The following is a 25,273-nucleotide window of genomic DNA, read 5'->3' as shown; positions in this document are numbered from 1 at the left end:
ACTATAAAGCACTACCTATCTATATCAATTTTTTCTATTTTTTGCTCATATGGAATCTTTTTTTTATTCCACTCGCTTATATTACTTTTTTTATGAATCCTATTATTAAATATATTAGATTCTATGTTTTTTAAATCTAATTGATTTTTGATTTGCTCTTGCTCTTGGATAGTTAGATATTTCTTGATAATCTTACCATTTGGAAGCATTTCAAGGACATAATTAATAGTATTTGTTTTAGCATCAATTACTAAAGCTTGATTATTTTTTAGAATCTTACTTGTATCTATTATTTTGTCTTGCGTGTAAAGACTTTGTGTAAATAAAAAGAGCATACATATAAAAGTTTTTGTTTTTATTATATTGACCTTTTTCTAATTTCAAATTTAATTGTTATAATTCTAGCCTAATTTTTAAAAATAAGGATTATATATGAAAATAATATCAACTCCAAAAGCACCACAAGCAATCGGTCCATATTCGCAAGGGATTATCTTTGGAAATCTTATTTTTACCTCAGGGCAGATTCCACTTCAATCAAATGGGGAATTTGTAAAAGGTGATATAAAAGCACAAACAAAGCAGGTTTTAGAGAATCTAAGAGCTGTGTTAAATGACGCAAATAGTGATTTGGATTATGTTATAAAAACTACTGTTTTTTTAGCCGATATGAGCGATTTTACTGCTATGAATGAGGTATATGAAAGCTATTTTAAAGCAAATAAACCAGCTAGAAGCACTGTATCTGTGAAAGAGCTACCAAAAAAAGCATTGGTTGAGATAGAATGCATTGCATTAAAGAAAGATTCTGCTGTTTAATTAGTCAAATTATCATAAACTTAAGTTTAAAATTACAATTTAGATTATATAATTATAACTTTTATATTAAATTTGTAAGGAATTGTTAATGCAAGCTATAATTAAGAATGGAGGCAAACAATACAAGATACAAGCAGGTGATATTATCTTGCTTGATAAAATAAATCTTGAGCCAAAATCAAGCATTGAATTCAATGAGATTCTAGCATTGATAGAAAATGATAGTATTGATGTTGGGACACCATTTGTTGAAAATGCCAAAGTAAAAGCAGAAGTTATAAATCACGGCAGAGCTAGAAAGGTTATCACTTTTAAGAAAAGACGAAGAAAAGATAGTAAAACGAAACGAGGATTTAGACGCGATTTTACTAGAGTTAGAATCCTAGAGATTATAAAATAATTTAATATAAGGACGAAATAATGGCACATAAAAAAGGTCAGGGTAGCACTCAAAATAATAGAGATTCCGCAGGAAGACGATTAGGTGTTAAGAAATTTGGCTCTCAGTTTGTTCGAGCAGGAAATATCATCGTTCGACAAAGAGGCACGAAAATCCACGCTGGAAACAATGTGGGAATCGGCAAAGACCACACGATTTTCGCACTTATTGATGGTGTTGTAAGATTCGAGCGAAAAGATAAATTTCGAAAAAAAGTTTCTGTTATCCAAAAGGCATAGAATCCCAAATCTATGCCAAAACTTCCAAATAACTTTCTACCACTCACAATTACTAGATGAAAAATAATGTTTATAGATAGCGTTGATATTTATATTAGCTCTGGAAAGGGCGGTGCAGGTGCTGTTAGCTTTAGACGCGAAAAGTTTGTAATACAAGGCGGACCTGATGGCGGTGATGGCGGTGATGGCGGTGATGTATTTTTTGAAGTTGATACAAATAATGACACCTTATCAAAGTTTCGTGGCAAAAAGCATTATAATGCTAAAAATGGAAAACAAGGTGAAAGTAAGAATAAAAGCGGGAAAAAAGGCGAAGATATTCTAATCAAAATACCGCTTGGAACGCAAATAATTGATTTTGATACAAATGAATTGCTTTATGATTTTACAAAAAGCGAAAAAATATTATTTCTAAAAGGTGGCAAAGGTGGGGCTGGAAATGCTAGGTTTAAAAACTCTATTAATCAAAAACCCACATACGCACAAAAAGGATTAGAGGGAAAATCCTTACATATACGATTAGAGTTAAAAATAATCGCTGATGTTGGGCTAGTGGGATTTCCAAATGCTGGTAAATCTACGCTTTTATCAGTTATGTCAAATGCTAAACCACAAATCGCTTCTTATGAATTTACCACATTAATCCCGAATCTTGGCGTTGTTGATATTGATGATATACATTCATTTGTTATGGCAGATATTCCGGGGATAATTAATGGTGCAAGTCTTGGAAAAGGCTTGGGATTGGAGTTTTTACGACATATCGAGCGAACAAAAGTTTTTTTATTTATGCTAGATTCTACTAAACCGCTTTTAAGGCAATTTTTAGATTTGACAAATGAAGTAAAAACCTTTAATACAAATTTGGCAAATCGTTCTTTTGGCATAGCTATTACAAAAATAGATAGTATTTCTAGTGATAATTTTAAAGAAAATCTTTTGGATTTATTTTCGCATTTTCATATAAAAGAGCAAGATATATATGTGAGAGAAAAACATTTTATAGATTCCAAGCAAGGGGATTTTAAAGAGCCACTTTTTATTATTCCTATATCATCATTAAATAAAACCAATATTGATAAATTGCGATTTTTATTATTTGAGAATCTAGGATAATAAATGCAAAATGACAATCAATGGCTTTCGATTCGTGCATCAGCAGGAAGTGGAAAGACATTCTCACTAACTTCACGCTATATTTATCTTTTATTATTAGGTGCAAATGCTAATGAGATTTTGACAATCACATTTACTAGAAAAGCACAACAAGAAATGCAAGAGAGAATCTTGCGGACATTACGAGAATTAGCTAGTGATGTTTGCGATTTTAATAATAATCCATATGCCATAGAGTTATCCAAACTAGGGCTAGAATATTCCTATGTGAAAGATAATATTAAGAAAATTTATTATAGATTTAGACGCTCTAATAATCATATTATGACATTTGATGCTTTTTTTAATCTAATCTTAAAGAAATTTAGTTTTTACGCTGGATTGCTTAATAATTACGAGCTTGGAAATGATTTTGGCTATGATAAAGATATACTTCAAAACACATTGGAGAAAATAGAATCTAAACAATTTGATTCATTGGCGTTGTTTTGCTTTCTAAATGAGCTAAAGGCAAATCAAATCTTAGAAATGTTAAAAAATATTAAGATTGATATTGCGACGGATTCTAGTATAGATTCTACTATTTTGGATTGGAGAGATGTTGTAGTTAGTAATTACAATGAATTGCAATCCTATGTCCTAACTCTAATTGATGGTGAAAGTGGATGTAAGAATATAATGGGACGACTAGCGATAAATCTTAATAAGGATTCCACCACAAAAGATATATTGGCATTATTTCATAGTGATAATACATTGATTTTTACGCAAACAATGATTAATAAATTAGAAAAATTGGATTATGATGAATCTTTTTTTAATGCAAAGATAAATCGCATAAAAGAAGCTTTCAAATGGTATTTTGATAATGTGCAAAATCAAGTTTTATCTGTGATTGTAAATCTATATCGAATCTTTCATAATGAAAAACTAAGCATTTTACGCATTAAAAATGTGCTTAACTTTAATGATTTGAATCTTTTTTGCTATGAGTTATTAAATAAACATATTGATAAGGATTTTTTTTATTTTAGATTAGATTCTAGGATTAATCACATTTTAGTTGATGAATTTCAAGATACAAATATAAGGCAATACCAAATACTAAAACCACTTATTGATGAGATTAAAAGTGGCGTGGGTAGGATTGAAAATAGAAGTTTATTTTTCGTGGGTGATGAAAAACAGGCGATTTATCGATTTCGTGGGAGTGATAGCAGACTTTTTGAAGCGATTAATAAAGAGCTTAATATGAATGTTAAATCTCTACCAAAAAATTATAGAAGTGCTAAAAATATCGTAGAGATTGTAAATCAAACATTTAGTGATAGATTTAAACATTATGAAACCCAGATTCCAGATAAAAAAATCAATGGCTATGTAAAGATTCTCACAAAGGAAAAAAGCGAGATTTTAGATTGCATTAAAGAGAGAGTGAATTTTTTATTAAAACATAATAGAAAAGATATTGTGATTCTCACTAGAAACAATGCAACCGCCACAGAAATTAGGGATTTTTTATTAAATGATATGCCACATCTTAAAATCGCACTTCAACTTACAAATGCCAAGAATGATGAATTTTTAGTGCTTTTAAATGTATTAAAATATATTCAAACACATAATAATCTATATATTAAAAATGCTTTAGTATTAAATGGAGGATCTTATTTTACATCTATGCCATTAGATTCTATTTTGCTTGGCAAATTACCTAGTGAGATTGTTTTAAACATTATGAAGATTTTTCATCTTTATGGAAAAGTTGCGATTCTTGTGCTTGAGAAATCACTTGATTATAATGAATTAGATGAGTTTATAGATGAGCTAGAAAATACAACAATAGAGATTGAAGAAGATAGGGAATATGACATTAGAATAAGCAATATACATAAAGCTAAGGGTTTAGAATTTGATGATGTAATATTGAGTGAATTTAATAAAGAAAATAATCGCTCTAGCAGTTTGTATTATGATTATGATGGGCTTAATTTTAAGCAAATCGTTTATCTTAAAAATGCCAAATTTCGCCAGATTGTGGATTTGGAATTTAAGAAAATCTATGATAAACAAAAAGATGAAAAACTATTAGATTCTATTAATCTTTTATATGTCGCCTTTACTAGGGCAAAAGAAAGCCTATATATCATAAAGCCAACTAAGAGTGATTTATTTGATAAATTATCTTTACAAGATATAGAAATGGGCGAAGATATAGATTCTAATATATGTGATTATGTAGAATCTAAAAGTATTTCAAAGCCAATCCAAATAGAGCAAGAATCTTTTGGAAAACAAGATGATTTTATACAAGATACAAAAAAACAATATAATTCTATTTCTAGAATCAAAGGCATAGCTTTACATTTGGCTATGGAATATTCTTTGCGATATAGGGATTCCATAACTATGACAGAAATAAAAAATATTCTATTAAATAGATATGGTTTGATTTTGGATAAAAAGCATATAGAAGATATATTAAGTAGCGTTGAGCGAATCTTAAATAATTCGGTGATTAAAGAAACTCTTTCCTTAAATCCACATATAAAATGTGAAGTTTCGTATCTAAATGATAATAAGATTCTGCGAAGAATCGATTGTATTTTAGAAACAAAAGATAGTGTTTTTATACTTGATTATAAAAGTAGCGATTTAGATTTAGAAACAAAACAACATCAAGTAAGGGAATACCTGCATTTTGCTACAAAATATTTTGTTGATAAAAAAATTGCAGCATATCTTTGTTTTGCTGATGGAAGAATATCACAAGTATAAATATGGATTATAGAATGAATAAAATTTCATTGTTTATGCTAGAATTTGCTATTTAAAAAATCTTACTCAAGGTTATAAATGTTTATTAAAAGTTTTCATAAAATTACAAGTATTTTTTCATCTTTTTTTCACAATGAAGCTGCTGGTGGGATTCTGCTTTTCATATGCGCACTTCTTGCTATGATTATCGCAAATTCCCCGATTTCGCATTATTATTTTGAATTTTGGGAAATGGATTTTGGTATTACCATTGGTGAGAAATTTATCGGTATGAGTTTGCATCATTGGCTAAATGATGTATTTATGTCTATATTTTTTCTTATTGTTGGTTTGGAGATTAAGCGGGAATTTTTATTTGGCGAATTAGTAGGATTTAAAAAAGCTGCATTTCCTGTTTTAGCTGCATTAGGTGGAATGATAGCACCCGGAATAATATATTTTGCTTTAAATATGGGAACTCCATCACAAAATGGATTTGGGATTCCTATGGCGACAGATATTGCCTTTGCATTAGGTGTTATGATGCTACTTGGAAAACGCGTTCCTGTGGCATTAAAAGTATTTTTAGTAACACTCGCTGTGGCTGATGATTTGGGAGCTATCATCGTAATTGGTTTATTCTATACTAGTAATTTTAGTATTATTTGGTTTATTGCCTCGCTTATTGTGCTTGGAATCTTAATTCTTTTAAATAAAAAAGATATTAGGGCGATAGCCCCTTATTTAATACTAGGAGTAATATTGTGGATAACTGTGCATAATACCGGAATCCACGCTACAATAGCCGCTGTCGCATTAGCTTTTACTATCCCTGTTAAGCCAAAATTAGATAGTGAAGAATTTGCTTCTAAGGTTTCCAGTTCATTTGTGCCTTTATTTCTAGCAAAAGATAAAGAAAGAAATAATCTTTTATTAAATAGCTCACAATTAGATATTTTGAATTTCATCATTAAGGGTTCTAAAAATGTCCAAAATCCATTGCTTAGATTAGAGCATACCTTAGCTCCGTGGAGTAGCTTTTTTATTATGCCTTTATTTGGTTTTGCAAATGCTGGAGTTGCCATTGGAGATAATATCAATTTTGCAATCGACCATATTATGCTTGGTATTATTTTAGGGCTTGTTATAGGAAAGCCTATTGGAATCCTAAGCTTTACATTTCTATGCCATAAGCTAAATATCGCACAAAAGCCAGATTCTGTATCTTGGATTAATATTCTTGGAGCTGGAATGCTAGGCGGGATTGGATTTACTATGTCTATTTTTGTGTCAAATCTTGCATTTAGCGACCATTTAAGCACGGATTTAGCAAAATTATCCATACTTATTGCATCGTCTTTAGCTGGAATCTTGGGCTCTTTATTTTTAATTATTGAATATAAGATTGAAAATAAACATAAAGATTCTAAAAAATAAGCACAAAATGATAAAATATAGCTTTACATTATATTTAGGAGTTAGTTATGAATGATATTCTTGCCTCATTGTTACCATTGATTGTTTTATTTGCGATTTTTTATTTTATTATGATTCGTCCGCAGATTAAACAGCAAAAAGCCCATAAGGAAATGCTTAAAAATCTCAAAAAAGGAGATAGAATTGTGATTAATGGTGGGCTTATATGTGAAGTTGTAAAAGTTGAGGATAATTTTTTTACTATTAAAATAAATGATGATACACAGGCGAGATTAGCCAAAGAATTTGTTGCCTATAAATACGAAGAACCAATACAAAAAGATTGATAACCAAATAAGATGAAAAAATTTTTTAATATTAAAACATTAGTATTTATTTTCTTATTTTTATTTGGCTTAATATTCTCCATTCCATCAGTTTTTGGCACGAGTGGTCCTAAGGTAACTTTGGGACTTGATTTGCAAGGTGGATTGAATATACTTCTTGGTGTTGATACAAATGAGGCGATTAAGAGCAAATATTCTCTTATAGCCACTCAAATTAATCACGAAACCCAAACAAAAAAAATATTGATAGATTCCTTAAAACCAAGTGATGATAGCCTTAGTTTTGAGTTAATAGATATATCCGAAAGAAAAGCGATGGACGAGATTCTATCTAAGATTCAGGGTTTGAATATAGATTATACAGATGGAAAATATCATATAAGTTTTACGCCAGATGAGGTTAGATTGATTAAAACATCTTCAGTAGACCAAGCGATAGATACTATTAGAAGTCGACTTGATATATTTGGATTATCCGAGCCAAGCGTTACAAAACAAGGTGAGGATAATGTTTTAGTCCAGCTACCGGGTATTAAAACCGCAGAAGAGGAGCAAAATGCATTAGATTTGATTATTCGTCCTGCACAATTAAAAATGATGGCAGTTGATGAAGATAGAAATATGCGAGTGCTAACTATGAGCGATGAGGAAGCAAGAAGCTTTGGTGATGTGATTTTGCCATTTGTAGATAACCCAGAATCTAAGATTCTATTAAAAGAAATACCAATTTTAGATGGAAGTATGCTAACTGACGCAAGGGTGGCATTCGAACATCAAACTAATCAACCAGTTATTTCTTTTAGTTTAAATAGTGTTGGGGCAAAAATATTTGGTGATTTTTCTGGTAGTAATGTGGGTAAAAGAATGGCAGTAGTTCTTGATAATAAAGTCTATTCTGCCCCAGTTATTAGAGAGAGAATAGGCGGTGGAAGCGGACAAATTAGCGGTGCTTTTACAGCAGAAGAGGCAAAGAATATTGCCATTGCACTTCGTAGTGGGGCATTATCCGCACCATTGGAATTACTAGAGAAACGAAGCATTGGACCAAGCTTAGGAGCTGATAGCATTAAATCATCGTTAATTGCGTTATTTGGTGCGTTTCTCGCGATTATTATTTTTATGATTATGTATTATGGATTTGCTGGAGTTATTGCTGTTATTGCATTATTTGTTAATATTCTTGCCATTATCGCTGTTATGAGTTTATTTGGAGCGACATTAACGCTTCCCGGAATGGCTGGAATCGTCCTAACTGTGGGAATGGCAATCGATGCAAATATTATTATCAATGAGCGGATTAGAGAAGCATTGCGGAATGGCGATAATATTGTTAAATCCATCTCATTTGGGTATATCAATGCCACAAGAGCAATTTTTGATGCAAATAATACAACATTAATCATCGCTATCTTACTTTATGTATATGGAACAGGTCCAATTAAGGGCTTTGCGATTACTATGGGGATTGGTATTATAGCTTCTATCATCACTGCGATTATTGGAACTCACGGGATTTATTTATGGCTTGGCGATAAGATTAATAATTCTACAAGATTAAATTTTTGGTTTGGAATTAGGAATAGAAGAGGAGAAAGTTAGTGGATTTTTTTAGACATAATAAAATTTATGATTTTGTTAAATATAGCAAATATGGGCTAATTGTCTCTGGAATCTTGATTGTTGGAATAATTATTCTATTTTTTACAAAAGGTATAAATCTTGGCATTGATTTTGCTGGTGGAAGTATAGTTCAAATACAATATATTAATAAAGAAGCACCCATTAGCGAGATTAGGGAGATATTAAATAATAGTGAATATTTTAAGAATGCAAATATTACGGAGTTTGGCTCTAAGAATGAGATAATTATTAAATTTCCATTTGTTCAAAGTGATGTAAAGGTTAATATTAGCGAGGAGATAAAATCAATACTTCAGCAAACCGGCGATTTTGAGGTTCGTAGAGTGGATATGGTAGGACCAAAAGCTGGAAGTGAATTAGCACAAAAAGGAATCATTTCTATCGTTTTAGCATTAGTAGCTATGATGATATATGTGTCATTTAGGTATGAGTGGAGATTTGCTCTAGCGAGTATAGTTGCCTTGTTACACGATGTGGTTATTTCAGGGGCTGCTATTATGGTATTTGATATTGATTTAAGTCTTGATGTTATAGCGGCACTTTTAACGCTCATTGGTTATTCTATTAATGATACAATAATTATTTTTGATAGGATTAGAGAGCAAATGCTACTAAAAAAATTTAATGATGTTGAATTTATCATCAATGATGCTGTCTCAAAAACATTATCAAGGACACTTTTAACATCTTTAACGATATTTTTTGTAATACTCATTCTTTTTATTTTTGGTAGTGAGATATTAAAAGGATTTACACTTCCTATGCTTGTTGGTGCTATTGTGGGGACTTATAGTTCAATGTTTGTAGCACCTAAATTAGCAGTTTTATTTGGATTTAATATCCAAGAATATTATGAAAAAGAAGCCAAAAAACAAAAGAAAAAACAAGAAAAAGAGAAAATGCGTCAAATGTATGAAAAAGGCAGAATCTAAAGGAGATTTATATGGATTGGGGGAGAATTTTATTTATATTTTTTACATTAATGAGCCTTACTTCAACTATGGGTTTTTTATTTGACCCAAATATTGTTTTATTGTTTTTAGCAGCTGCTATTAATTTTATTTCTACAACTTTACGAATAGGCACGAAAAAACTACTTTCATCGGAATTATTAGCAAGTTCCATTGTTGCGGATTTTCATCTAATACCTGCGTTTTTGTGGTTTCAAATATTGGGTGATTTAGATGTCGCCTATGCTCTTGCTATCGGTGCATTGGCAGCAAATGTATTTTCTATTATTATTATATTTATTGAGAGTGCAAAAATGCGAGATACTGATTATTAATAAGGTTTAATATGGTCTATAATCCAAAGGAAATTGAGAAAAAGTGGCAGAAAATTTGGAGCGGGGAAAGTGCGGAATCTAGTGCGGTTTTGAGTGCAGATTCTGCTAAATCCGGCGAATCTGGGAATCTAGATTCCAGCTTCGAGCCGAAAAATGATTTTAGTCTCCCAAAAAAATATATCCTAAGTATGCTTCCCTACCCAAGCGGGAATCTGCATATGGGACATGTGCGAAACTACTCCATTGGCGATGCGATAGCGCGGTATTATCGTAAAAATGGCTTTAATGTCTTGCACCCCATCGGCTGGGATTCCTTTGGTATGCCTGCTGAAAATGCCGCAATTAAGCATAACTTGCACCCCAAAACTTGGACTTACGAAAATATCGCAAATATGCAAAAATCCCTAAAAAGCCTTGGATTCTCATTCTCCAAAAATAGAGAGTTTGCCACGAGCGACCCCATTTATACGAAGTGGGAGCAGGAGTTTTTTAACCAAATGTGGGAAAACGACCTAGTTTACCGCAAAAAAGCCTATCTAAATTGGTGTCCAAATGATAAGACGGTTTTGGCAAATGAGCAAGTGGTGGACGGCAAATGTTGGCGTTGCGACGCGGAAGTGGTGCAGAAAGAAATGCATCAATATTATTTGCGGATTACCAAATACGCCGATGAGTTGCTTAGCTGTTTGGAGGACTTGGAGGGGAATTGGTCGAAGCAAGTAATTACTATGCAAAAAAATTGGATTGGCAAGTCGCTTGGGCTGGAGTTTAGCTTTAAGTTAGAGCGACCGATTGGCGAGATTAATGAGATAAGTGTGTTTACTACGAGGGCAGATACGATTTATGGCGTAACTTATTGTGCGATTGCCCCAGAACACGAGCTTGTAAAGCATTTGCTTAAAGAAAATCTGCTTTCAAAAGACAAAGCGGATTTAGTAACTTCTATGCAAAATATGATTTTTAAAGATAGGGTTAGCAAGGAGAAAATTGGCGTTAGCACGGGAATCTACGCGCTTCACCCGCTTACTAAAAAACGGCTTGAGATTTTTGTGGCAAATTTCGTGCTAATGGATTATGGAAGTGGGGCGGTGATGTGCGTGCCGGCTCACGATGAGCGAGATTTCGAGTTTGCCAAAAAGTATAATTTGGAGATAAAGCAAGTCGTTTGCAAAAAGGGCGATTTTAAGGGCGTAGATTCGGCGGATTCGGCTTTAGATTCGCCGGATTTAGCGAATCTAGATTCCGCCGTGGATTCCGCTAAAAATGCCACAGATTCCACAAATCTTAAAAACGCGGATTCTGCTAAAAATTCTGCCTTAGATTCTGCCAAAACCGCCATAGATTCCACAGATTCCACGAATCTAGATTTGCTAGATTCCGCCTTTATCGATGACGGAATCCTTATTGCTAGTGGTGAGTTTAGCGGATTTTCTAGTGAAGAGGGACGAAGTGCGATTATCAAATATTTTGAGAAAAATAAGATTGGCAAAAGCGTTATAAATTTTAAGCTTAGAGATTGGGGAATTTCAAGGCAGAGATACTGGGGGACGCCGATACCGCTAATCCACTGCGAGAAATGCGGCATTGTGAAAGAGACGAATTTGCCAGTTTTATTACCAGATGATATTTCCCTTGATGGCGAGGGAAGCCCACTAGAGAAGCACCCCACTTGGAAATTCACCAAATGCCCTAAGTGCGGAGGTGAGGCGTTAAGAGAGTGCGATACTATGGATACATTTGTGGAATCTAGCTGGTATTTTTTACGCTACACGACCCCGCGGGAATTGTGGGAAAAGAGTGCATTTGATACAAAATCGCTGGAATATTGGCTAAATGTCGATGAGTATATCGGCGGGATTGAACATGCTGTTTTACACTTGCTGTATGCGAGATTCTTCACTAAAGTTTTGCGTGATTTAGGGCATATTAACATTGATGAGCCATTTGCTAGATTGCTTACGCAAGGAATGGTGCTAAAAGACGGCTTTAAGATGAGTAAATCAAAAGGCAATGTGGTCTCTCCAAGCGATATTATCGAAGCCTATGGGGCGGATAGTGCGAGGTTATTCATACTTTTTGCCGCTCCACCAAAAAAGGAGCTAGAGTGGAATGACGACGCGCTAGAGGGGGCATATCGCTTTATAAATAGGATTTTTCTAAACGCCGACAAAGCGAAAATCGAGAATCTTAGCTTTGAAAATCTTGCATTTGAGAATCTAAATAAGGACGAAAAATACGCTAGGAAAAAGGTCTATGAGGCACTATCTAAATATGAAGCGACATTTTCAAATCGCGATTATCCGCTAAATACGCTTATTGCTTCTTGTATGGAGGCGTTTAATGCGCTGAACGCCCAAGAAAACGCTCAAGTTTGGTTTGAGGGATATTATATTTTATTGAATATTTTGGAGCCGATAATCCCGCATACAAGCTATGAGCTAAGCCAAAAGCTATTTAATTTGGAGAATTTGCGAAAAATTGAAATTGATAATGAGGCGTTAAAAAGCGAGAGTATAAATATCGCAATTACTATAAATGGCAAGAAGCGAGGCGAAATCGAAGTGGCGGTTAATACCCCAAATGACGAGCTTTTAGCCCTTGCGAAAAGTGAAGTTTCCAAATGGCTAGAGGAAAAAACGATAATTAAAGAAATAATCGTGCCAAATAAGCTAGTAAATCTCGTGGTAAAATAGATGTTTTTAGATTATTTTAAGTTATTTTTTTGGCGATTCTTTTTGGCGATTCTTTTTAGATTTTTTTCGTGGGTTTGTGGGATTTATAAGCAATTTGCGATTTTTTTTAGATTTTCAAATCATAGATTCTTAGGTTTTGGATTCTCTAGGTTTTTAAATCGCAAATCTTTAAATCTTAGATTCTTAAGATTTTCAAATCGTCCAGATTTTAGTAGAATCCGCAATGTATTTTTTGCTACTTTTTTTCTTATATTTCCCCTTATATTTTTAGCCGGCTGTGGCTACTATCCTATATCTTATTATAGTAAGCAGTCTTTAGGTGAAAATATCTATGTAGAGAGCATAGCAACGCTTTCCGACCCAGAAAACTCAGTAATAGCAAAAGACGCTCTACATCAAGCTATTGTTACTAGATTTCAATCAAATCTAACTAGTAGGGAAAATGCAGATTCTATAATACATATGGAGATTAGTAATATTTATATGTATTCTATCGTTGATAGTCAAAGCGGATTTCCTAGCTTTTATCGTATGCAGGTTAGTATTAAATTTAATTATACGGATAAAAATGGTGATAATAAAAGTTTTACAAATATTGGAATCTATGATTTTTCTGTGGAAGGACTATCGACTGTAACTGATGAAAAACGATTTGCAGCGATAAATCAAGCCTCACTCCAAGCTATTGATAAATTCATCGCTCAAGTTGCTTATAATTGGAGATAGCTTTTGGACGATAAAATAAAACAGATTGTTAAAAATACATTTATATATATAAAAACTAATCATCTAGAGCTTACCCCAGAATCTTACACAAAAGTATTTTGCACCCAAGCGAGATTATTAAATATTGATATTGATGAATGTAATTGGTTTCATCTGTGGATAAATAAATTTGATGCTTCTATAAAAAAAGAGATAAATAATTATCCCATAAAAACCAAAGATGATTTTATAAATGTTTTATCAAATATCTGTAATAATAATACCAAATCCACTAATACTATAAAAACACTAGATAAAGCTTTAAAAATCTTACATAATAATAATATTATAGATATTGATATACATTCTCCCCTTGCACTTATTGATACAAAATTATCAAAGATATTAGAAAATTTAGATAAAAATAAGCTAGATAGCAACAAAATATCTACCAAGTTTAAACCAACATCACTTTTAAGTAAAATGGAATTGCAATTAGCCCTAGAAAAGCGACATAAAGATGATTTTGTTTTAGTTTGTGATATTTGTTGTTTTGATGAAATAAGATTAAGATTTGGTAGCGATGCATTAAATAAACTTTTCGATGCTTTTTATAATATCCTACTCGATAATGCATTAGATGGCGAGATTATTGGAATCTATAATGAGACTTCTATTATTATCGCCCCAATGGAATATAATCTAGCAAAAGCCAAAATCTATGCCGATAAAATTAAAGCGATAATAGATAAAAGTGCATTTATATATAAGAATCAAGATATTAATATAAAAATTGACATTAACATCGTTCAAATCAAAGAATTAAAATAGTGAATGAATTAGATATATATATGCATTCTCTAGGGCGTGAATATAGAGCATTTAACCCAAATAGGGCAAAGGAGATTTATAAGAAATTACTTCCAAATCTACCAAAGATTCCAAAAACTATACAGATAATAGGCACTAATGGCAAAGGCTCTAGTGGGCGATTTTTAAGCCTAGCTTTAATGCAAAATAACTATAAAATACTACATTTCACAAGTCCGCATATTTTTAGCTTTAATGAAAGATTCTATAAAAATGGTCGAACAATAAGTGATTTAGAAATACTAGAAGCCCATAAATTTTTACAATATTTTGATTTTATAAAAGAAGCAAGCTATTTTGAATATGCCACATTTTTGGCATTAGTTTTGTCAAATGATGTTGATTTTCTTATTTTAGAAGCTGGAGTTGGTGGAGAATTTGACTCTACAAGTGCAATTAAGAGAGATTTATGCCTTTTTAGCTTGATTGATTTTGACCACGAAGAGATGTTGGGAGATACCATTGAAAAGATTGCTACAACAAAATTAAATGCGATGGTAAATCCATCAATAATTGGGATTCAAAAACATCGTAGCATAAAAGATATTGCAAAAAAAATAGCATATAAAAAAAATATTAGTGATTTATTTTTTGTAGATTCTATTAATAATGATATTTTATTGTATTTACAAAAATACCATTTGGCTTCATTTCTAGGTGAGAATCTTGCTTTAAGCTTGAAAGCATTAGAAGTTTTATGTATAAACTATGATTTAACATCTCTACCAAATCTTGATTTAATAGGAAGGTTTCAAAAAATAAAAGAAAATATAATAATTGATGTAGGACATAATCAATCCGCAGCCAAAGCATTAAAGGATAATTTAAAAGACAAAAAAATTATATTAGTGTATAATAGCTACTTTCAAAAAAACATAGTAGAGATTCTAGACATATTAAGAGATAATATCCTAAAAGTGGAGATTATAGATATAAAAGATAATGATAGAATCATTAATAAAAATGATTTGATTGCGATTTTAAAGAGATTAGATATAAAATATAGTGATTTTAAGGGAATAGATAATAATGAAAAATATCTTGTATTCGGCTCATTTAGCGTTATTGAGAAGTTTCTATTAAGTCTTAAAGATAATATAAATATGGAAATATGTAGTGAAAAATACTAATATTAGAGATAGGTTTATAATATCTATTATTGATGATAATGGAATTAAGCAATTTAATATACATAGATTGGTTAAAAAGATTATCTTATATATTCTATTATTTATCGTTATATCTGCTATTGTTGTATTCTTTGCTATAAAGATTCTAGCTAGTGAATTAAAAGAAATGCAATCCAAAAAAGATATAACATTAGAAAAATATAGCTATATTTATAACGAGAATGAGAATCTTAAACAACAAGTAGAAATTAGCCAAAATAAACTTAATGAAATCAATCAAACAATGCTTGATTTAGAAGATATAATAAATATAAAAAGTAATAATTTTGATGTTGGCAATATTACTCCATTTGATATAAGAAGTTTGGATAATTCCCAGAAAACAACAATACTCCAACTATTGCCAAACTCTAAGCCATTTGATGGCGAATATAGCTCTTTATCATCTTTAAAATCCGGCATTAATTTTAATATAGCAAAAGATACTCCTATTTATGCTACAGCAGATGGAATAGTTGATTTGACTAGAGATAAAGACACAAAAGGCATTGGTAAATTTGTAAAAATAGTGCATTCCTTTGGTTTTACTTCTATTTATGGACATCTATCAAAGGTGAATGTTAAAAGAGGCGATATTGTAAGAAAAGGTCAGCTTATTGGATATAGTGGTAAAGATTCCAATATCGATAGCTTGTATTATGATATTAGATTCTTAGGCAGTGAAGTCAATGTGGAAGATTTTATAGAATGGGATATTGATAATTTTGATAATATTATGAAAAAAGATAGTATTGTGAATTGGAATAGTTTATTATGGACTTTTGATGATATGATGCAAATCAATAATCATAAGATTTTTATTCAGCACGATAATACCTTAAGTATGAGAGTGGGCGATGAAAACATACGATAGATTAATACTTATGATATCTAGCCCCTATGGGCATAAATATTATAATGTTAGCTTATTTGTTAAGCATATTATTCTATACATTATCACTTTTATTGTTGCTATTGTGTTTTTTGTATTAGTAGTTTTGCATATTTTTGCATCAGAAATAAATGATATTGAAAATAAATATAAATATATTCAGGATAATTATCAAGTATTATTAGATAAATATCTTAGTTTATCCCAGCAAATATCTCTTAAAAAAGAGGAAGTTTTACTAGTAACTGATAAGGTGGAAGATTTAGAGGGCATAATTGGTATTAGTGATAAAAACTCTAATTATGGTTTGCAAAGTAGAGTTGAAATTGCTAGTATTACAGGTTTGCAAAAGTTATTCATTATGAAATTTGTTCCAAATGGCTATCCACTTGATGAATACAAAAGAGTTTCATCTGGATATGGATATAGAATCCACCCGCTAAATCACACTAGAGAATTTCACACAGGAATTGATTTAGCAAGTGCTATGGATACGCCTGTTTATGCCACAGCAGATGGTGTTGTTGATTTTGCAAAAAGTGGTTGGAATGGCGGATATGGGACATTAGTTAAGATAGACCATTCCTTTGGTTTTAAGACTTATTATGCACATCTCAATTCTTTTGTAGTAAATCGAGGCGATTTTGTAAAAAAAGGTCAATTAATCGCATATGTGGGGAATACAGGTGTTAGCACAGGGGCACATTTGCATTATGAAGTGAGATTCTTAGGTAGTCATATGAATCCTAAGAATTTTATGGAATGGAATATGGGTAATTTTGGACAAATTTTTAATAAGGAGAAAAATGTAGCATGGCAATCTTTACTAACGACAATAAACAATTTGATGCAGCAAATACCAATGGAGCAACGATTATCGCTGCTGGAACAAAATTCAAAGGAGAGCTTGAGATAGAATGTCATATTCATATTGATGGAGATTTTGAAGGAAATATTAACTCTAAAAATACCGTTTTGGTTGGTAAAAGTGGCGTTGTAAGCGGAGAGATTAACGCACAAAAGGTTATTGTTGGTGGCACTTTTACAGGCACTGTAGATTCCGAATGTGTAGAAATATTACCCAATGGTAAGATTGATGGCACTATTATTTGTAATGAGTTATATATAGAGAAAAAAGGTATTTTTGTTGGTGAAAGTAAGATTAAATCAAAAGAAGATGTAGAATCTAATTAAGATTTATAGATTATTGGCTTTAAACATTGCAAATCTTTAGTTGAAAATAAGCAAATTTAGGTTTTAGAGGTTTATTGTTTTGTCGAATGCAAACTTTTATAGGATATTGGAATCTAATGTTGATTTCAAAATCTTTATTTTTAAGGATTATAATGAGGCATTAGGTGCATTAGAAGTATGCAAGTATAAAAAATTAAAAGATAGTAATTTTCCAAATTTCCATATTCTAAGTGAATTTAGGGCAAAAAGAGGCGATGATTTACGAAGTTATTCTTTTGAATTTGGCGAATTATGCCTTAGTTTATCAAGGTTTTATAATGACAAGGATTCTATTCTCCTTGCTCCACTTCATTCTATTTTATATCCACTTCCACTAAATGATAAATTAGAATCTCTGCATTTAAAGGTAAATCACAAATATAATTTTTTGGATTTACAAATAAAATTATTTAATTATGGATTTGAAAAACTTGATTTAATCCACGCCCCAAAGGAAGTTGCAATACATGGCGATATAATAGATATTTTTCCACTTAATTATGATAATCCTATTAGAATCTCATTTTTTGATGATGAGATTGAGAGTATTAGATTTTTTGATTCTGTATCTCAAATGTGTTTTGGTGAGGAGCTAAGTGAGGTTTGCATTTTTCCAGCTTTATTTAGTTTAGATTCTGCTACATATAATAATCTTGATAATATAAGCAAAAATAGCCAATATGATGTTTTTATAAAAGATATTATAAGTTTAGGTTTTTGGTTTCTTGATGAACCGCTTATTATTAAAAACTATAAAAGTATATTAAGTCCAAATGCAAAGCTTGAGCTTGATGAATTAAGCCAATTAGAGATATTAAATGATATTGATTTTAAGAGTTTTAAACATTTAGATTGTTTTGAGTTAAAAGATACATATAGCGATATAAGTGTAGAAACAATGGCTATTCCAAAGCTTTTAGCATTACATAGCAACAAAAAACCTACACTTTTTAGTATGAATGAATTATTACTAAACACCTTAGAGATTCCAGATAATGTAGAGATTATCAAAGAAAATATCTGTTTTAATATCATAACTCCTAAGGAAATATTTCTCTCGCTTAATAAAAAGATAAAAGCTAAAAAGAAAGCACAAAAAACAATACGACTAAATGAGCTAAATAAGGGCGATTATGTAGTTCATAATGATTATGGTATTGGGATTTTTAATGGCATTGTGCAGAGGAATATTTTAGGCAATACAAGTGATTTTATTGAGATTTTATATCTAAATAATGATAAACTTCTACTTCCAACACATAATCTCCACTTAGTTAGTAAATATATCGCAAACACCGCTTCAATACCTATTGTTGATAGACTTGGTAAGGGTAATTTTAGTCGAATCAAAGAAAAAGTGCGACCAAAATTATTAGAGATTGCAAAAGAAATTGTAGAGATAGCTGCCACAAGAGAGCTTATCAAAGGAAAATTAATAGACACAACAAAAGTGGAGATTCTGCTTTTTAAAGAAAGTAGCAATTTTGAGCTCACAGACGACCAAGAAAGAAGCATAAAAGAGATTTTTAGCGATTTATCGAGTGGTAAAGTTATGGATAGATTGCTTATTGGAGATGTTGGTTTTGGTAAAACTGAAGTTGCTATGAATGCGATGTTTGCTGTTGTCAAAAGTGCTTATCAATGTGCTTTAATCGTTCCTACCACGCTTTTATCTAATCAACATTTTAATACATTAAAAGATAGGTTTTTAGCATTTGGTATAAAAATCGCAAAACTTGATAGATTTAGTAAGAATAAAAACACCATTCTAAAAGGATTAGAAAGTGGCGAAATAGATGTTGTTGTAGGAACGCATAGTTTATTAAATACCCATTTTAAAAATCTAGGTTTAGTCGTCCTTGATGAGGAGCATAAATTTGGCGTGAAGCAAAAAGAATTACTAAAGAATCTAACAAAAGATGTGCATATTCTCTCGATGTCTGCTACGCCAATTCCTAGAACACTAAATATGGCACTCTCACAAATCAAAACCAAAAGTGAGTTAAATACCCCACCACAATCTAGAATCCCGCCAAAAACATTTGTAAAAAGCTATAGTGATTTATTGCTAAAAGATGCAGTTTTACGAGAACTTAGACGAAGTGGACAGATTTTTTATATACATAATAATATCGCAAGTATTGATAATAAAAAAGATGAAATACTAAAGATTCTGCCAAATCTAAAAATTGCGATTTTGCATTCCAAAACCCCACAAAAGCAAACCGAAGATATTATGATAAAGTTTGCAAATGGTGAATATGATATGCTTCTATCTACTTCTATTATAGAATCTGGAATCCATCTTCCAAATGCAAATACTATTATAGTTAGTGGTGCGGATTGTTTTGGTGTGGCAGATTTGCATCAATTAAGAGGGAGAATTGGCAGAGGCAATAAAGAGGGCTATTGTTACTTTTTTGTAAATGATAAGGAAAATATTACGCCAGAGGCAAAAAAGCGACTTATATCATTAGAATCTAATTCATTTCTAGGTAGTGGCGGAATCTTATCCTATGCAGATTTGGAGATTCGCGGTGGCGGAAATATCTTAGGTGAGGCACAAAGCGGACATATAAAAAATATTGGATATAGCCTATATCTACAAATGCTAGAAGAGTGTATAAATTCTTTAAGCGGTAAGAATATCCAAAATAAGCATAATGTTGATATTAAATTAAATATTAGTGCGTTTTTAAATCCAAGTATTATTCCTTCGGATACAATAAGATTAGATTTATATAGAAGACTTGCAAATGTCCAATCTAAAGATGAGATTTATGATATAGAAAGAGAGATAAATGATAGGTTTGGGAAAATAGATAGCTTTAGTTTGCGATTTTTACAATTGATTTTAATAAAATTTTTGGCAAATACACTAAATATAAAATCTATAATGAATTATAATCAGCATATAAATGTGATATTTGATAATGGGGATAAGACTAGCTTTGATTCTAGCGAGATTGATGATAGTAGCGTCCTTGAGGCAACTTTAGCATATTTAAGACAACTTGATAAAGATAAAAATAAGGGCAAAATTTGAGTGTATTAAAAATTGGCTTAATTGGCGATATCGTAGGCAGAGCAGGGCGAAATATGGTAGTTGATAATCTAAGTGAAATCCGCAAAAAATATAAGCTAGATTTTGTAATCGCAAATGCGGAGAACGCAAGTGGGGGCTTTGGGCTAAATATTAAGAATGCAAATGAGCTGCTTAGTGCTGGAATCGACCTAATCACAGGCGGAAATCACTCATTTGATAAAATGGAAATTACGGCGGTTATGGGCAGAGATTTGGAATCTAGTGTGGATTCTGTGTGTAAAAACGGCTTAGATTCTAGCGTGGAATTCGTCGAATCTAAAGTCAAATCTAGCACAGATTCCGCTAAAATTGCAGAATCTAGCCCAAAATCCCAAGATTCTAGCCCAGATTCCCCCACATTCCAAATGTTTAATTTAAGCCAGAATCTAACCAAAAGTAGCTTTATAATGCCAATCTTGCGTCCGCTAAATTTCCCGCCAAAGACCCCCGGGAGTGGCATTTGCTGTATTAATTTGGGGGGAGAAAAAATCGCAGTTATTAACATAATGGGGCATTATGGCATTAATATGAACTTGGATAATGCCTTTTACAAGCTCCAAAACGCCGTGAGTGCGGTAAAAAAGCTGGGCTTTGATAATATCATCATCGATTTTCACGGCGAGGCGAGTAGCGAGAAAAGGGCGGCTTTTTGTATGCTTAGGGGCGAAATCTCGGCGTTTTTTGGCACTCATACGCATATCGGCAGCGATGATTTGCATATCCAAAATGGTAGCTTTTATGTGAGCGATTTGGGGCTGTGCGGGGCGTTTGACGGCGTGATTGGTATGGATTATAAAGCCCCGCTTCAAAAGGCGATGAGTGGCTTTGGGAAGTCCCGCTACGAGGTCGCAAATAGTAACAACAATATACTACAAATGGTAATTTTAACGCTCGAAAACGCCAAATGTGTTGAGGCTTTTAAGCTAAGAATCCTAAATAATAAAGAACTTGATATTATAAATGCAATTAGGCTCTAAGCCCCCAAAAATCACAAGAATCTAAAATGGAATCTAAAAAAATAAGGAGCAGAAAATGAGGCGAATAAAATTATTAAAAAACGCCCTAAAGGTGAGGGCAAGGGCGATTTTGAAGCCAAGTAAAAAGATGAGTTTGGGCGAGTTTGAAAATGATTGGGAAAAGTATGTGAGGCTAAATAATGATGAGCAATTTAGCGTAAATAAGGGGCATGATTATATCTGCCTAGGCGATAAATACGCAAATAACGGCGAGTTGGATAGTAGCTACTTCGTGCAGGACATTTGGGGTGCTAGGAAGGTGGCGAAAAATGCGCCAAAAGTGCATTATGATGTGGGTAGCTCGGTGGCTGGATTTATCGCGCACTGCCTAAGCTTGGGGCAGAAAATCGTGTTAATTGACATTCGCAAAATGGATAACAAAATGGATACGAAATTCCTAAATAAAAACGGCGATTTTACCTATATCCAAGCTGATGCGACGAACTTGGCAAATATCGCTTCAAACTCGCTTGAGTCACTTTCAGCCTTGTGTAGCGTGGAGCATTTTGGCTTGGGGCGATATGGCGATGAAGTCGCTCCTAATGCGTGGGCGGAGGCTCTAAGGGCGTTCCAGCGGGTGCTAAAGCCCGGCGGGAAGCTGTATATAAGTGTGCCGGTGGGGCAGATTGACAAGGTCTGCTTTAACGCTCACAGGGTTTATAAGCCACAGACGATAATCGATACGCTTGATAAAATGCGACTTTTGGAGTTTGGCTATATCGATGGATTCGAGGTGAGATATGCGTTGGAAAATGTGGAATCTGGCGTGGATTCCGGTATGGATTCTGGCGTGGAATCTGTGAAATCTCGTAATATGGGGGGGGGATCTAGATTCTGCAGAATCTAGCTCTAAAAATCCGGATTCTGTCGCATTAGATTCCGCAAATTCTTTAGATTCCATAGATTCCGCCGAATCTAATAACTCCGCCACGAATCTAAATGCGAATCCAAATAAAATTCCAAAGCCAATTTTAGATGCCAAAATCCTAGCCCAAATCCCAGAGTATAAAAACTGGGGCGTTACTGGCTTATTTGAGTTTGTGAAAATCTAAAAGTTTGTAAAAATCTAAATCACTTTTGCGATAGAAGTTTAAGTTTTTAATTTTAGTTTAAGGGGGGGGGTTCGTATAATATTCGCTTTTAAAGTCAATTTTTAAGGAGGGATTATGCGATATATCCTAGCGTTATTTTTTCCATTTCTAGTGTTTTTTACCATAGGCAAGCCGTTTCAGGGTATTATTTGCTTGATACTGCAAATCACATTGATAGGTTGGCTACCAGCGACAATTTGGGCGTTTTTTAGCGTTAGCTCACACAACAACCAAAAGGCGATGGATAAGAAATTTGATGAGCTAAAAAACCACTTAGACAACAAATAATTTAAAGATTCTAAATTATTCGTTTCACAGCGGAATCTAGGGAGAAATTTAGCAGAATCTGCCTAGATTCCATTAGTTTCTAATCTGCGATTTAATTTAAAATCTAAGATTCTTAGAATCTAGATTCCGCACAATCTGCCTAATTTCTCAAATCCGCTTTGAGTTTGTAAAAATCTAAATCGCTTTTGCGATAAATTTTAAATTCTAAAAAGCCAAAATGGATTTTTTAGATTCTTGCACGAATCTTTTAAAGATGGCGGAATTAGATTAAAAAAATTTTACGATTTTAGATTCTTTGGTTTTGGATTCTCGTGAATCCCACTCTCCACGCGTTTTTTAAAATCGCATTTTTATAAAAAGATTCTGTGATGGCTTTGCCCTCTTTTTAAATCTAATCCCACTCACCGCCCTATTTTGTCGTGTGAAACTACTCCTTACATATATTTTTTAAAATTACTATGCGATTTAAAAGATTAAATTAATTTCTAACATTTTTATAGGAAACTTCGCTATGCTCGTTTTGTGAGAAAAAAGAATAATTTTAAAGCGTGAATGAGGAAATAAATTTGCTTAGAAATAATTTTTTATATTGATTTTATCTATGATAGGGAAACTTTGTTTTACGAGAAGCTATGCTTTCCCGCCCATTTGCCCTTACGATGGGGAGACTAGTGTATTCTTAACACTCTTATTCACCGCCCTTTTTATGTGAGGCTAACACTTTCCATACATTTTTAGGTTAAAATAGATTTATGCTTTAAAGAGTAGTTTATTTTATATGAATCTCCTAAAAAATAGTGTGATAGAGTAGGGTGGAATTTTTTAGATTCTCGTAGGAAACTAAAAAAAGAGGCGAAAATGAATTTTAGATTTTTATCTCTAAATGAGGGCGAAAAATAGATAATAGGCGGTAGGTAGGAAAGCGTAGCTTCTCGTAAAACAAGCGAAGCGAAGTTTCTTGCTAAGTGTGGCTTCATATAAAATGAAGTTTTCTTTTATAGAAATAGAATCAAAAGCGAAACCTTAAAAATAAGAATTTTTACAAACTTCAAGATTTTATAAGGCTTTAAAATATGGTAGATTCTAAAATTTTTAGAATCTTATAAGATTTTTAACTTTAAAAATTTAGAAATGATTTCATCGAAAAGTATATTAAACATTGATATTTTTATAGTAATTCCCCCATACCTCAAGGCTTTTTAAAACATCTCTCAAACTCTCTCCAAGTGGCGTTAGTGCATACTCTACTTTTGGTGGGACTTGTGCATATACTTTACGCTTTATTAATTTTACTCTTTCTAATTCCCTTAGGTTTTGCGTTAAGACTTTTTGTGAAATATTTTGATTTTTTGTCGCTCCTATAGACTTTTTCAGCTCCCCAAATCGTTTTTTGCTTTCTAATAAATCCCTTATGATGATAAATTTCCATTTATTGCCTATTAGATTTAATGTAGTTTCAATAGGGCATAAAGAGTGATAATTATTCATATTTATCCTTTAAATTTTAAAAAATTATATCAAAATAATTCCTATTTTACACAATAGTATCAAAAATATCACTATAGAATAAAAAAGTATCTACTTGATTTTAGAAACTTTATCATATAGAATCACATTAATCATTTAGCTAAAAGCATAGATGAAATACAAAAAAAGGATTGACAATGAAAGAAATATTACTATTACAGGCAAAATACAATAAATTTGCAAATGAAAATATGTTTTCTACTCTTAAACAAGTAGAAAGAGGATTGCTTGAGAAGAATTGTGGATTGTATTATGGCTCTATTATGCATACAGCGGGGCATCTTGTTGCTGGTGAGATTGGTATTTTTATAAAAGAATTTAGTATGTATTGTGATAAAAAGCCATCTAATCAACTTTTAGAATCTCTAACAAAGCTAGAAGAAATACAAAAAAATGTAGATTCCATAGCATCATTATGTCAAAAGGCAGATAGTGAGATTATAGATATTATCCAAAATACAAATGATTTTAATAAGGTAGAAATTCTCTCATTTCCGGGAATCTCATTTTCAAAAAGTAGGGGATTTTTAATGTTAGCAATACTAAATCACTCCACACATCACAGAGGGCAGATTGCTGCGGCACTAGATAGCTTTAATATTGAAAATGATTTTAATGGAATGCTTGGAATGCCAGAATAAATGA

23 protein-coding genes and 1 pseudogene are annotated in these 25,273 nt (G+C 32.2%); 22 read left to right on the top strand and 2 right to left on the bottom strand.

Translation table 11 applies throughout. The annotated features are described in order from the left end of the window. Positions 1-11: 11 nt before the first annotated feature. Positions 12-335 (bottom strand): hypothetical protein, encoded by a 324-nt coding sequence (locus CCY99_RS04520; RefSeq protein ID WP_112060226.1) that lies wholly within the window; start codon positions 333-335, stop codon positions 12-14. Positions 336-432: 97 nt separating this feature from the next. Here CCY99_RS04520 and CCY99_RS04515 point away from each other — a divergent pair, with 97 nt between their 5' ends. The 21 genes and pseudogenes from CCY99_RS04515 (at position 433) to CCY99_RS04415 (ending at position 23,101) form a co-directional block, all read left to right on the top strand. Continuing rightward, a complete protein-coding gene (locus CCY99_RS04515) occupies positions 433-819 on the top strand; it encodes a RidA family protein (RefSeq protein WP_112060225.1) in 387 nt (128 codons plus the stop codon). Between the two features lie 88 nt (positions 820-907). Beyond that, entirely contained in the window at positions 908-1,219 is a 312-nt protein-coding gene (rplU, locus tag CCY99_RS04510; protein ID WP_112060224.1) for a 50S ribosomal protein L21, read from the top strand. Positions 1,220-1,239: 20 nt separating this feature from the next. Further along, positions 1,240-1,497, top strand: coding sequence for a 50S ribosomal protein L27 (rpmA, locus tag CCY99_RS04505; RefSeq protein WP_112060223.1), 258 nt, complete (start codon positions 1,240-1,242; stop codon positions 1,495-1,497). Positions 1,498-1,563: 66 nt separating this feature from the next. Then, the gene (obgE, locus tag CCY99_RS04500) at positions 1,564-2,613 is read left to right on the top strand and encodes a GTPase ObgE (protein WP_112060222.1); all 1,050 of its coding nucleotides are present in this window, start codon (positions 1,564-1,566) and stop codon (positions 2,611-2,613) included. A gap of 3 nt (positions 2,614-2,616) precedes the next feature. Then, complete coding sequence (locus tag CCY99_RS04495) at positions 2,617-5,391, top strand: RecB-like helicase (protein ID WP_112060221.1); 2,775 nt, start codon at positions 2,617-2,619, stop codon at positions 5,389-5,391. 78 nt (positions 5,392-5,469) lie between these two features. After that, positions 5,470-6,807 (top strand): Na+/H+ antiporter NhaA, encoded by a 1,338-nt coding sequence (nhaA, locus tag CCY99_RS04490; RefSeq protein ID WP_112060220.1) that lies wholly within the window; start codon positions 5,470-5,472, stop codon positions 6,805-6,807. A gap of 47 nt (positions 6,808-6,854) precedes the next feature. Next, a complete protein-coding gene (gene yajC / locus CCY99_RS04485; RefSeq protein ID WP_112060219.1) occupies positions 6,855-7,133 on the top strand; it encodes a preprotein translocase subunit YajC in 279 nt (92 codons plus the stop codon). Positions 7,134-7,145: 12 nt separating this feature from the next. Next, complete coding sequence (gene secD / locus CCY99_RS04480; protein WP_112060218.1) at positions 7,146-8,732, top strand: protein translocase subunit SecD; 1,587 nt, start codon at positions 7,146-7,148, stop codon at positions 8,730-8,732. Continuing rightward, entirely contained in the window at positions 8,732-9,706 is a 975-nt protein-coding gene (gene secF / locus CCY99_RS04475) for a protein translocase subunit SecF (RefSeq protein ID WP_112060217.1), read from the top strand. Before secD ends, secF begins: the two co-directional genes overlap by 1 nt. A gap of 11 nt (positions 9,707-9,717) precedes the next feature. Then, positions 9,718-10,059 carry a DUF6394 family protein gene (locus CCY99_RS04470; RefSeq protein WP_112060216.1) on the top strand — a complete coding sequence of 114 codons (342 nt, stop codon included), beginning with the start codon at positions 9,718-9,720 and terminating at the stop codon, positions 10,057-10,059. A gap of 170 nt (positions 10,060-10,229) precedes the next feature. Continuing rightward, positions 10,230-12,752, top strand: a pseudogene (locus CCY99_RS09880) (class I tRNA ligase family protein); the annotation flags it as partial. A gap of 42 nt (positions 12,753-12,794) precedes the next feature. Beyond that, entirely contained in the window at positions 12,795-13,478 is a 684-nt protein-coding gene (lptE, locus tag CCY99_RS04460; protein ID WP_258443416.1) for an LPS assembly lipoprotein LptE, read from the top strand. Between the two features lie 3 nt (positions 13,479-13,481). Further along, a complete protein-coding gene (locus tag CCY99_RS04455) occupies positions 13,482-14,288 on the top strand; it encodes a diguanylate cyclase (protein WP_112060213.1) in 807 nt (268 codons plus the stop codon). Beyond that, the gene (locus CCY99_RS04450; protein WP_112060212.1) at positions 14,288-15,457 is read left to right on the top strand and encodes a bifunctional folylpolyglutamate synthase/dihydrofolate synthase; all 1,170 of its coding nucleotides are present in this window, start codon (positions 14,288-14,290) and stop codon (positions 15,455-15,457) included. Before CCY99_RS04455 ends, CCY99_RS04450 begins: the two co-directional genes overlap by 1 nt. Next, positions 15,444-16,370, top strand: coding sequence for a peptidoglycan DD-metalloendopeptidase family protein (locus tag CCY99_RS04445; RefSeq protein ID WP_112060211.1), 927 nt, complete (start codon positions 15,444-15,446; stop codon positions 16,368-16,370). Before CCY99_RS04450 ends, CCY99_RS04445 begins: the two co-directional genes overlap by 14 nt. Further along, positions 16,354-17,304, top strand: coding sequence for a M23 family metallopeptidase (locus CCY99_RS04440; protein ID WP_112060210.1), 951 nt, complete (start codon positions 16,354-16,356; stop codon positions 17,302-17,304). Before CCY99_RS04445 ends, CCY99_RS04440 begins: the two co-directional genes overlap by 17 nt. Beyond that, entirely contained in the window at positions 17,202-17,582 is a 381-nt protein-coding gene (locus CCY99_RS04435; RefSeq protein WP_112060209.1) for a polymer-forming cytoskeletal protein, read from the top strand. The genes CCY99_RS04440 and CCY99_RS04435 overlap by 103 nt, the downstream gene beginning before the upstream one ends. A 79-nt stretch (positions 17,583-17,661) precedes the next feature. Then, positions 17,662-20,667 carry a transcription-repair coupling factor gene (gene mfd, locus CCY99_RS04430; RefSeq protein ID WP_112060208.1) on the top strand — a complete coding sequence of 1,002 codons (3,006 nt, stop codon included), beginning with the start codon at positions 17,662-17,664 and terminating at the stop codon, positions 20,665-20,667. Then, positions 20,664-21,683 carry a TIGR00282 family metallophosphoesterase gene (locus CCY99_RS04425; RefSeq protein WP_112060207.1) on the top strand — a complete coding sequence of 340 codons (1,020 nt, stop codon included), beginning with the start codon at positions 20,664-20,666 and terminating at the stop codon, positions 21,681-21,683. Before mfd ends, CCY99_RS04425 begins: the two co-directional genes overlap by 4 nt. A gap of 55 nt (positions 21,684-21,738) precedes the next feature. Continuing rightward, positions 21,739-22,569 carry a DUF268 domain-containing protein gene (locus CCY99_RS04420; protein WP_258443409.1) on the top strand — a complete coding sequence of 277 codons (831 nt, stop codon included), beginning with the start codon at positions 21,739-21,741 and terminating at the stop codon, positions 22,567-22,569. A gap of 319 nt (positions 22,570-22,888) precedes the next feature. Further along, positions 22,889-23,101, top strand: a complete 213-nt coding sequence (locus CCY99_RS04415; RefSeq protein WP_112060206.1) for a YqaE/Pmp3 family membrane protein — start codon at positions 22,889-22,891, stop codon at positions 23,099-23,101. A 1,152-nt stretch (positions 23,102-24,253) separates the two neighbouring features. Here CCY99_RS04415 and CCY99_RS04410 read toward each other — a convergent pair. After that, a complete protein-coding gene (locus CCY99_RS04410) occupies positions 24,254-24,589 on the bottom strand; it encodes a helix-turn-helix domain-containing protein (RefSeq protein ID WP_112060205.1) in 336 nt (111 codons plus the stop codon). A gap of 176 nt (positions 24,590-24,765) precedes the next feature. Between CCY99_RS04410 and CCY99_RS04405 the strand changes: the two genes are divergently transcribed. Further along, positions 24,766-25,269 (top strand): DinB family protein, encoded by a 504-nt coding sequence (locus CCY99_RS04405; protein WP_112060204.1) that lies wholly within the window; start codon positions 24,766-24,768, stop codon positions 25,267-25,269. Positions 25,270-25,273: the final 4 nt, after the last annotated feature.

It is taken from the genome of Helicobacter sp. 16-1353 (assembly GCF_003288815.1).
Taxonomy (GTDB): Bacteria; Campylobacterota; Campylobacteria; order Campylobacterales; family Helicobacteraceae; genus NHYM01.
The sequence above is the reverse complement of the archived record's forward strand: the minus strand, read 5'-3'. Positions and strand labels throughout refer to the sequence as shown.

Excerpts from the sequence above, each read along its gene's own strand:
- rplU (WP_112060224.1), top strand. The coding sequence starts at position 908 with ATGCAAGCTATAATTAAGAATGGAGGCAAACAATACAAGATACAAGCA.
- CCY99_RS04415 (WP_112060206.1), top strand. The coding sequence starts at position 22,889 with ATGCGATATATCCTAGCGTTATTTTTTCCATTTCTAGTGTTTTTTACC.
- obgE (WP_112060222.1), top strand. The coding sequence starts at position 1,564 with ATGTTTATAGATAGCGTTGATATTTATATTAGCTCTGGAAAGGGCGGT.
- nhaA (WP_112060220.1), top strand. The coding sequence starts at position 5,470 with ATGTTTATTAAAAGTTTTCATAAAATTACAAGTATTTTTTCATCTTTT.
- rpmA (WP_112060223.1), top strand. The coding sequence starts at position 1,240 with ATGGCACATAAAAAAGGTCAGGGTAGCACTCAAAATAATAGAGATTCC.
- CCY99_RS04405 (WP_112060204.1), top strand. The coding sequence starts at position 24,766 with ATGAAAGAAATATTACTATTACAGGCAAAATACAATAAATTTGCAAAT.
- CCY99_RS04520 (WP_112060226.1), bottom strand. The coding sequence starts at position 335 with ATGCTCTTTTTATTTACACAAAGTCTTTACACGCAAGACAAAATAATA.
- secD (WP_112060218.1), top strand. The coding sequence starts at position 7,146 with ATGAAAAAATTTTTTAATATTAAAACATTAGTATTTATTTTCTTATTT.
- CCY99_RS04495 (WP_112060221.1), top strand. The coding sequence starts at position 2,617 with ATGCAAAATGACAATCAATGGCTTTCGATTCGTGCATCAGCAGGAAGT.
- yajC (WP_112060219.1), top strand. The coding sequence starts at position 6,855 with ATGAATGATATTCTTGCCTCATTGTTACCATTGATTGTTTTATTTGCG.
- CCY99_RS04470 (WP_112060216.1), top strand. The coding sequence starts at position 9,718 with ATGGATTGGGGGAGAATTTTATTTATATTTTTTACATTAATGAGCCTT.
- CCY99_RS04515 (WP_112060225.1), top strand. The coding sequence starts at position 433 with ATGAAAATAATATCAACTCCAAAAGCACCACAAGCAATCGGTCCATAT.
- CCY99_RS04420 (WP_258443409.1), top strand. The coding sequence starts at position 21,739 with ATGAGGCGAATAAAATTATTAAAAAACGCCCTAAAGGTGAGGGCAAGG.
- CCY99_RS04435 (WP_112060209.1), top strand. The coding sequence starts at position 17,202 with ATGGCAATCTTTACTAACGACAATAAACAATTTGATGCAGCAAATACC.
- CCY99_RS04410 (WP_112060205.1), bottom strand. The coding sequence starts at position 24,589 with ATGAATAATTATCACTCTTTATGCCCTATTGAAACTACATTAAATCTA.
- CCY99_RS04440 (WP_112060210.1), top strand. The coding sequence starts at position 16,354 with ATGAAAACATACGATAGATTAATACTTATGATATCTAGCCCCTATGGG.